The sequence below is a fragment of the Candidatus Pantoea persica genome, assembly GCF_013753875.1.
Taxonomy (GTDB): domain Bacteria; phylum Pseudomonadota; class Gammaproteobacteria; order Enterobacterales; family Enterobacteriaceae; genus Pantoea; species Pantoea persica.
Window position 1 is genome coordinate 189,363 of sequence record NZ_SMDS01000020.1, and the last position, 8,718, is coordinate 198,080.

3 protein-coding genes, 1 tRNA gene, 1 rRNA gene and 3 pseudogenes are annotated in these 8,718 nt (G+C 59.5%); 4 read left to right on the forward strand and 4 right to left on the reverse strand.

Translation table 11 applies throughout. The features are described from left to right. Window positions 1-263: 263 nt before the first annotated feature. Window positions 264-1,216 (reverse strand): annotated as a pseudogene (locus EIO60_RS13475) (tRNA/rRNA methyltransferase). A gap of 162 nt (window positions 1,217-1,378) precedes the next feature. Between EIO60_RS13475 and trxC the strand changes: the two are divergent. From trxC to pssA, 4 genes and pseudogenes are all read left to right on the forward strand, one after another. Continuing rightward, window positions 1,379-1,792 (forward strand): thioredoxin TrxC, encoded by a 414-nt coding sequence (gene trxC, locus EIO60_RS13480; protein ID WP_258577090.1) that lies wholly within the window; start codon window positions 1,379-1,381, stop codon window positions 1,790-1,792. Window positions 1,793-1,890: 98 nt separating this feature from the next. Continuing rightward, a pseudogene (locus tag EIO60_RS13485) lies at window positions 1,891-2,539 on the forward strand (tRNA-uridine aminocarboxypropyltransferase). A gap of 125 nt (window positions 2,540-2,664) precedes the next feature. Next, window positions 2,665-5,322 carry a bifunctional acetate--CoA ligase family protein/GNAT family N-acetyltransferase gene (locus tag EIO60_RS13490; RefSeq protein WP_258577091.1) on the forward strand — a complete coding sequence of 886 codons (2,658 nt, stop codon included), beginning with the start codon at window positions 2,665-2,667 and terminating at the stop codon, window positions 5,320-5,322. A 116-nt stretch (window positions 5,323-5,438) separates the two neighbouring features. Continuing rightward, window positions 5,439-6,794: a CDP-diacylglycerol--serine O-phosphatidyltransferase gene (pssA, locus tag EIO60_RS13495; protein WP_258577092.1), complete on the forward strand. Its 1,356-nt coding sequence runs from the start codon at window positions 5,439-5,441 to the stop codon at window positions 6,792-6,794. A gap of 173 nt (window positions 6,795-6,967) precedes the next feature. On the opposite strand, the pseudogene EIO60_RS13500 reads toward pssA, so the two are convergent. The 3 genes and pseudogenes from EIO60_RS13500 to EIO60_RS13510 form a co-directional block, all read right to left on the reverse strand. Further along, window positions 6,968-8,244: pseudogene (locus tag EIO60_RS13500) on the reverse strand (MFS family transporter). Between the two features lie 165 nt (window positions 8,245-8,409). Continuing rightward, window positions 8,410-8,525 (reverse strand): 5S ribosomal RNA (gene rrf, locus EIO60_RS13505). Window positions 8,526-8,556: 31 nt separating this feature from the next. Next, window positions 8,557-8,632 (reverse strand) — tRNA-Thr (locus tag EIO60_RS13510). Window positions 8,633-8,718: the final 86 nt, after the last annotated feature.

Here is an 8,718-nt window from a genome sequence, read left to right on the forward strand (position 1 = left end):
CGCAGAGTTCAAAAAGCGGATGGCCCAGGCTGAGGAGCAAAGCGTCCCGCGACAGGGACAAAAACGCCGGGAGCGTTTTTAAACAACGCAGTGCATTGGCCCGGTAACGGGCGCGCCTCATGGATGAGGTGCGTATCCGCGCGGGACGCGCTGTCAGGGATAACGGATTTTGCCTCTTTGCCATCGGCCTGAGCTAGCCGCTTCTGCACTTTCAGCTTCGACATTCATCGCCAGAAACAAAAACGGGCCTTTCGGCCCGTTTTTTATGCGTTCTGTCGCCACCATTCGGCAAGCAGAATGCCGGTCGCCACCGACACGTTAAGACTTTCAACGTTGCCGGTGCCGCCGATTGAGAGGCTGAGAGCGCCCTGCGGTAGGCGCTCTGTCAGAGAGGCCTTACGCGCTCCTGCCCCAGCACCAGCAACATTTTCGCCGGCAGATCCGCTTTCGCCAGCGGCGTGCCCTGATGGCTGGAGGTGGTGACGATGGTGTAGCCCGCTTTGCGCGGAACACCTCCAGACCGACGGCAAAGCTGTTGCCGCTGATCGCCTGCACGTGCTCGGCGCCGCCTTCTGCGGTACGAACCGACGCGCCGGAGTCTAGCAGCGACGCATCATTCACCAGCAGCCCTTTGACGCCGAAGTGCGCACAGCTGCGCATAATGCCGCCCAAGTTGTGCGGGTTGCTAACATCTTCCAGCGCCAGTAAGCAATCTTTTTCACCCGCCTGGCTCAGCCACTCGCTGACCGCGATACCCAGACGTTTTTTGATAATAAAGCAGACGCCGCCGTGATGTTCCGTGCCGGACGCCTTCGCCAGTTCGGCATCGTCCACCACGTGATAGGCTTTGCGGTTCGCCGCCAGCCAGCGCAGCGCCTCGCGGAAGCGCGGCGTAACGCTCAGCACAAACCAGGCGCGCACGATCGCCTCAGGGCGGCTCTGGAACAGCGCCTGGCAGGAGTTTTCGCCGTAGGCGCGCGCGCTCGGCGGACGCGACACGGTACGCCATGGAGAAAAGCCGTCGTCCTTGACGTCCACCGCGGCTGCCTTTCTCTTCGCCAGGACGGCCAGAGGAGCGACGCGAATCTTCCTGGCGGGCGGGGCGGCCTCCTCCTTTACCGGTACGCGGGTTCGGCGCGCGTGAGCTTTTCTCGCCCTCATCACGCACGTACATCACTTTTACCTTGCCACTTTTGCCTTTAAATTCGTCGTTCATCTGTTCCTCTTACATTGAGAGCGCGAAGATTACCTGATGTGTCTGCGCTTAGCTATCAACTATTGAACCTATTGGACAATCCAGTTTGTAGGCTGTTTGCAACCTTTTCATAATGGACGACATTCACGTGATTGACACGTTTCGAAAACCCCAGAGGTGTATATGAATACGGTATGTGCCTCCTGTCAGGCAACCAATCGCGTTCCGCAAGATCGCCTTGCCGACGGAGCAAAATGTGGTCGCTGCGGCAGCGAACTGTTTAACGGCGAAGTGGCTAACGCCACCGCCGCGATACTGGATAGCTATCTACAGGACGATCTGCCGGTCGTGGTCGATTTCTGGCCCCCCCCTCTCCCCCCCTGGTGCAGTCCCTGCGTCAACTTCGCGCCAATGTTCAAAGAGGTGGCGCAGGAGCGCAGCGGCCAGGTACGCTTTATCAAGATGAACCCCGAAGCGGAACCGGCGCTGAGCACACGCTTCCGCATTCGCAGTATCCCGACCATCATGATCTTCAAAAAAGGCGAGCTGGTGGACATGCTGAACGGCACCATGCCGAAAGCGCCCTTCAACGAATAGCTCGACGAATCCCTGTAATGCCCAAGGCCAGTGCTGCTGGCCTTTTTCTTTTCCCGCGCGCTTCGATTACACTGACGTTTTCCTTCTGTTACTAAGCCATGATTGACAACGCCGTACTCCGCCTGCGCGCGCAGCGACTCGCCCGCGGCAACCGCGTGCTGCGCTGCCAGCTGCCGCAAAAAAAATTGCCTGTGCAACACCATCCAGCCGCAGACGGCGCGTAGCCGTTTTTGCCTAGTGATGTTTGATACCGAACCAATGAAACCCAACAATACCGGACGGCTTATCGCCGATATCCTGCCGCAGACCGAGGCGTTCGGCTGGTCGCGCACTGAGCCGAATCCGGCGCTGCTGGCGGCGGTCGCGCATCCTGACTATTAGCCGCTGGTGGTGTTTCCCGCCGCCTATGCCGATGCCGATCGCGAGGTGCTGACCGCGCCGCCTCTGTTCATCATGCTCGACGGCACCTGGACCGAGGCGCGGAAAATGTTCCGCAAAAACCCGTGGCTCGATGCGCTGCCGGTGATGTCGCTAAACGTCACCGCGCCGTCGCGCTATACACTGCGCGAAGCCTACGGCGAGGGCCAGCACTGTACCACTGAGGTCGCCGCCGTGCTGCTGGAACAGGCGGGCGACGTCGCGGCGGCGTAGGCGCTGCATCAGCACTTCGAGCACTTCCGCCACGCCTATCTGGCAGGCAAACCGCCCTATCCGGCCCATTACGCCACCGTAGTCGACAGCCAGTAACGGACGCCGTGCACGCCAAGCCAACGCGGCGGAAAGGGTGCCGCGCCTCTCAGGCTGCGATCCCCGCACCAGCAGAGCGGCGCAAAAGCGGTTACACTTACGCCAGTCGACTCTGGGAGAGCAGAATGAGCCAACGCGGACTGGAAGCGCTGTTACGACCTAAATCTATCGCGGTGATTGGCGCGTCGGTAAAACCGGGACGCGCCGGCCATTTTATGATGCGCAACCTGCTGGCGGGCGGCTTCAGCGGCCCGGTACTGCCGGTGACGCCGAAGTATCAGGCGGTGAACGGCGTGCTAGCTTGGCCGACCATCGCCAGCCTACCCTTCGCGCCCGACCTTGCCGTGATCTGCACCCACGCGAAGCGCAATCTTGAGCTGCTGCTGCAGCTGGGCGAAAAAGGCTGCAAGGCCTGCATTATTCTCTCCGCGCCCGCCAGCCAGTTGGAGGCGTTGAAAACCTGCGCCGCACAGTGGCAGATTCGCCTGCTTGGCCCGAACAGCCTCGGCCTGCTGGCGCCCTGGCAGGGACTCAACGCCAGCTTCTCGCCGGTGCCGATAGAGAAAGGACGCATCGCCTTTATTTCGCAGTCGGCCGCGGTCTCCAATACTATTCTCGACTGGGCGCAACAGCGCAACCTCGGCTTCTCCTGGTTTATCGCGCTGGGCGACAGTCTCGATACCGACGTTGACGATCTGCTTGATTTCCTGGCGCGCGACGGCAAAACCAGCGCCATTCTGCTCTACCTTGAACACCTCAGCGATGCGCGGCGCTTCGTTTCCGCCTCGCGCAGCGCCTCGCGCAATAAGCCCATTCTGGTAATCAAAAGCGGACGTAGCCATCAGGCGCAGGCGCTGCTCGGCACCCACAGCGGTCTTGATGCCGCCTGGGATGCGGCGATCCAGCGCGCCGGGTTGCTGCGCGTGCAGGATACCCATGAGCTCTTTTCCGCCGTTGAGTCGCTCAGCCATATGCGCCCGCTGCGCGGCGAGCGGCTGATGATTATCAGCAATGGCGCTGCGCCGGCGGCGCTGGCGCTCGATGCGCTCTACGCGCGCAACGGCAAGTTGGCGACGCTCAGCGACGAGACGCTGGCGGCGCTTGACCGGATGTTGCCGGAAGGCGTGGGGCACGGCAACCCGCTCGATCTAAAAGATGACGCTACGCCACAGCGCTATGTCGGCTGTCTTAACCTGCTGCTCGCCAGCCACGAGCTGGATGCGCTGATGATTATTCACGCCCCCAGCGCGGTGGCACCCGGCACGGCGTCGGCGGAACGCATCATTGACGCCATCGCCGCCCATTCGCGCGGCAAGCAGGTCACGCTGTTGACCAACTGGTGCGGCGAATACTCCTCCCAGGCAGCGCGGCGCGCCTTTACTCAGGCGGGCATTCCCACCTGGCGCACGCCGGAAGGCACCATCACCGCCTTTATGCACCTGGTGGAATATCGCCGCAACCAGAAACAGCTGCGCGAAACACCGGCGCTGCCCGCCAGCCTGACGCAGGACAGCGCCCAGGCGCACCTGCTGTTGTCGCAGGCGCTGGAACGCGGCGTCACCTCGCTGGATACCCATGAGGTGCAGCCCATCCTGCAGGCTTACGGCCTCGCCACGCTGCCTACCTGGATCGCCAGCGACAGCAGCGAAGCCGCCGCGGTAGCGGATCGCATCGGCTATCCGGTCGCTCTGAAGCTGCGCTCGCCCGATATTGCCCACAAGTCCGAGGTGCAGGGCGTGATGCTCTACCTGCGCAGTGCTGCAGAGGTGCAGCAGGCAGCCGAGGCGATCGTCGATCGCGTCAGGCAGACGCTGCCGCAGGCGCGTATTGATGGTCTGCTGGTGCAGAGCATGGCGAACCGCGCCGGCGCACAGGAGCTGCGCGTCGTGGTGCAGCAGCACGCGCTGTTTGGCCCTATTATTCTACTGGGCGAAGGCGGCGTAGAGTGGCAGGCGGATAAGCAGGCGTCGGTTGCGCTGCCGCCGCTGAATATGACGCTGGCGCGCTACCTGGTGATTCAGGCGATTAAAAGCGGCAAGATACGCAGCCGCAGCGCACTGGCGGCGCTGGATATCGCCGCGCTTAGCCAGCTGCTAGTGCAGGTCTCTAACCTGGTGGTGGATTGTCCCACCATCCAGCGGCTCGACATCCACCCGCTGCTGGCGGCCGGCAGCGACTTTACACTGCTTGACGTGACGATGGAGCTGGCGCCGTTCAGCGGCGACAGCGAGGCGCGCCTAGCGATCCGCCCCTACCCCCAGCAGCTGGAAGAGTCGGTGACGCTGAAGGATGAGCAGTGCTGTCTTTTCCGCCCGATTCTGCCGGAAGATGAGCCGCTGCTGCGAGAATTTATTGCGCAGGTGACCCAAGAAGATCTCTACTATCGCTACTTCAGCGAGATCAATGAGTTCACCCATGAGGATCTCGCCAATATGACGCAGATCGATTATGACCGCGAGATGGCGTTTGTTGCAGTGCGCCAGCGGCAGGAGAGCAGTGAGATCATCGGCGTCACGCGGGCGATTTCCGACGCTGACAATATCGACGCGGAGTTTTCGGTGCTGGTGCGTTCAGATCTGAAAGGGCTGGGAATGGGGCGCCGCCTGCTGGAGAAGATGATTCGCTATACGCGCGATCATGGTCTGCAGCAGCTTAACGGCATAACCATGCAGCACAATCGCGGGATGATTACGCTAGCGCGCAAGCTGGGCTTCGGCGTAGATGTTCAGCTCGATGAAGGGATCGTCAGCCTGAATTTACCTTTACATAAAGACATCAGCTAACCTTGTAGAGAAAGGTAAAAAATGGCCGCCCCTGTCGGGTTGATGTTATTATTTACCGTTATACCCTGATTTGATGGCAAAAGGCCATGCAATGAAACGAGAAGAAGCGCACTGCGATGTTGTCTAAATTCAAGCGCAATAAACACCAGCAACACCTCGCCCAGTTGCCTAAGCTGTCGCAGCCCGCGGCTGATCTGTCGACGCTTTATTCGCCTGCCGATTTTCGCCGCACGCTGCTGGAAAAAATTGCGGCGGCGCAGCACCGCATTTGCATCGTCGCCCTCTATATGGAGAACGACGCCGCAGGACGGGCGATTATGGACGCGCTCTATGTGGCAAAACGCGCCCGTCCGACGCTAGACGTTAGCATACTGGTGGACTGGCATCGCGCCCAGCGCTGGCGCATTGGCGCCGCGCGCGGCGTCACCAATGCCGACTGGTATTGCGAGATGGCTACCCAGCATGCGGATATCGCTATTCCGGTTTACGGTATCCCGGTGAATACCCGCGAGGCGCTCGGCGTGCTGCATCTGAAAGGCTTTATCATTGACGACACGTTGCTCTATAGCGGCGCCAGTATTAATGACGTCTATCTGCACCAGCACGATAAGTATCGCTATGACCGCTACCAGCTGATCCTCAATCCGAAGCTAGCTGACACCATGTATGAGTGGATCAATATCAACCTCAAGCAGTCAGAAGCGGTTAACCGTCTCGATCGGGCCGAACGCCCCTCCAGCCTTGAAATCAAAAATGAAACGCGTCAGTTCCGCCAGGATCTGCGCGGCTTCAACTATCAGTTTAAGAGCGACGGCCACAATGAAGAGCTGACGGTCACACCGCTTGTCGGGCTGGGCAAGCATAGCCTGCTGAACAAAACCATCTTCCACCTGATGCCCTGCACCGAGCAGAAGCTGACGATCTGCACACCCTACTTCAACCTGCCGGCCATTCTGGTACACAGCATTATTCACCTGCTACGCGAAGGAAAAGAGGTGGAGATTATCGTCGGCGACAAAACTGCTAATGACTTCTATATTCCGCCGGATCAGCCTTTCAAAATCATCGGCGCGCTGCCCTATCTCTATGAGATCAACTTGCGCCGTTTTCTGAGCCGACTGCAGTATTACGTTGATAACGGCCAGCTGGCGGTGCGTCTGTGGAAAGATGGCGAGAACAGCTACCATCTCAAAGGCATCTGGGTGGATGACGAATGGACGTTGATTACCGGCAACAATCTTAATCCGCGCGCCTGGCGCCTCGATCTAGAGAATGCGGTGCTGCTCCACGACCCGCTCCAGCAGCTGGCGGCGCAACGTGAAAAAGAGCTGGCGCTGATCCGCACTCATACGCATGTGGTGAAGCACTTCCGCGAGCTGGAGAGCATTTCAGACTATCCGGCGAAGGTGCGCAAACTGATACGCCGCCTGCGCCGCATCCGTATTGACCGTTTGATTAGCCGTATTCTCTGACGTGATGCCCAGCGGCTGCGTGCCATAAGGTTGGCTGCCGCCGGGCCCGTTCAGCTAATCATCGCGCAATAACAGCGGCGGCTCTTCGTCGCCGCGAGAGCCCCGCGCCAAAGCTGGTCGTCTCGCCAGCGCCATGCTGTTTTCCGAGCGCCGGCCCGGCATTGATCTATGCGCTACAGCCTAATCCCCTTGCCGCGTTTATGCAGCAGCAGTGACACCAGAAACGCCAGCGCGCCCATTGCCGAGACATACCAGAAAAAGGTTGTCTCGATCCCCTCACTCTTCATCAGCAGCGCTGACATACTCCGCCGAGCTGCCGAAGATGGCGTTAGCGACCGCATAGGACAATCCTACGCCCACCGCACACACCTCGGGCGGGAACATTTCCGCTTTCAGAATGCCGCTGATAGCAGTGTAGAAGCTGGTAATCAGCAGCGCCAGCATGATCAGGCAGAACGCCACGGTGGGACTTTGCACATTCTGTAGCGCCGTCAGGATGGGAACGGTGCAAATGGTGTGGCGCCAGCGCCGAAGATCAGCATCGATGCGCGACGACCAATTTTGTCAGAGAGCGCGCCGATGATCGGCTGAATTAGCATATAGGCCAGCAGCGCGCCGGTCATCAGGCCGCTGGCGCTCTTCGCATCCATTCCCGCCATGTTCACCAGGTACTTCTCGTATAGGTATATATAGAAGCTCAGCGAGCCGCCTGCGGTGAAACCCAGCACCATGATAAAGGTGCGCTCGTGGTTGCGAAGCAGGCCGGCGATGCTTCCGGCATCCTTATGGTGGCGGCTCTGGCTGTCAGAGGTTTCGTTAAGCGAACGGCGCAGCCAGAGCGCCACGACGGCGAGTATCGCGCCGAGGAAAAATGGAATGCGCCAGCCCCAGCTGCGCAGATCCTCGTCGCTGAGGATAAACTGCAGCACGACGACTGTCAGCACCGCCAGCAGCTGGCCGCCGATTAAGGTGACGTATTGGAATGAGGGTAGAATCCTTTGTGTCCTTTCAGCGCCACTTTACTCATAATAGGTGGCGCTGGTGCCATATTCGCCGCCGACCGACAGCCCCTAGAACATGCTCGCCAGCAGCAGGATCGCAGGCGCCGCAACGCCGATGCTGGCATAGCCGGGCAGGAAATGACCAGCGATCCCAAGCACATCATGCAGATCGAGATCAGCATCGACTTTTTACGACCATGGCGATCGCCGATATAGCCAAACAGCCAGCCGCCAATCGGGCGCATCAGGAAGCCGGCCGCAAATACGCCTGCGGTTTGCAGCAGCTGGGTGGTGGTATCTCCTTGCGGGAAAAAGATATGGGCAAAGTAGAGAGAGAAAAAAGAGTAGACGTAAAAGTCGAACCATTCGACCAGATTGCCCGATGACGCACCGACGATAGCCCAGACGCGCTGTCGGTTAAATCCCCAGCATCCTCTGCGTTCTGGGATGAACGGCTATGTAGTTCTGTCATGCGTAACCTCATGTTCCTTGCTGATAAGCAGCGTTAAAACAACGAGTAAAGCATTTCATGGCGAGCAGCGGAACTTAATCAAGAACGCGGTGCCGGTAAATGTGACGCAGCAGAGGATTTGACTGTAACGCGTGTGTTGGATGCCTGGCAGTTCCCTACTCTCGCATGGAGAGGCTCCGCACTACCATCGGCGCTACGGCGTTTCACTTCTGAGTTCGGCATGGGGTCAGGTGGGACCGCCGCGCTAAGGCTGCCAGGCAAATTCTTTTTTGCCGAACTCTCATGTAACTGGTGCTGATACCCAGAGTCGAACTGGGGACCTCACCCTTACCAAGGGTGCGCTCTACCAACTGAGCCATATCAGCACACTATATTTGGATGCCTGGCAGTTTCCTACTCTCGCGTGGGGAGGCCCCGCACTACCATCGGCGCTACGGCGTTTCACTTCTGA

Coding starts and splice junctions, on each gene's coding strand:
- trxC (WP_258577090.1), top strand. CDS start 1,379: ATGAATACGGTATGTGCCTCCTGTCAGGCAACCAATCGCGTTCCGCAA.
- EIO60_RS13490 (WP_258577091.1), top strand. CDS start 2,665: ATGAGCCAACGCGGACTGGAAGCGCTGTTACGACCTAAATCTATCGCG.
- pssA (WP_258577092.1), top strand. CDS start 5,439: ATGTTGTCTAAATTCAAGCGCAATAAACACCAGCAACACCTCGCCCAG.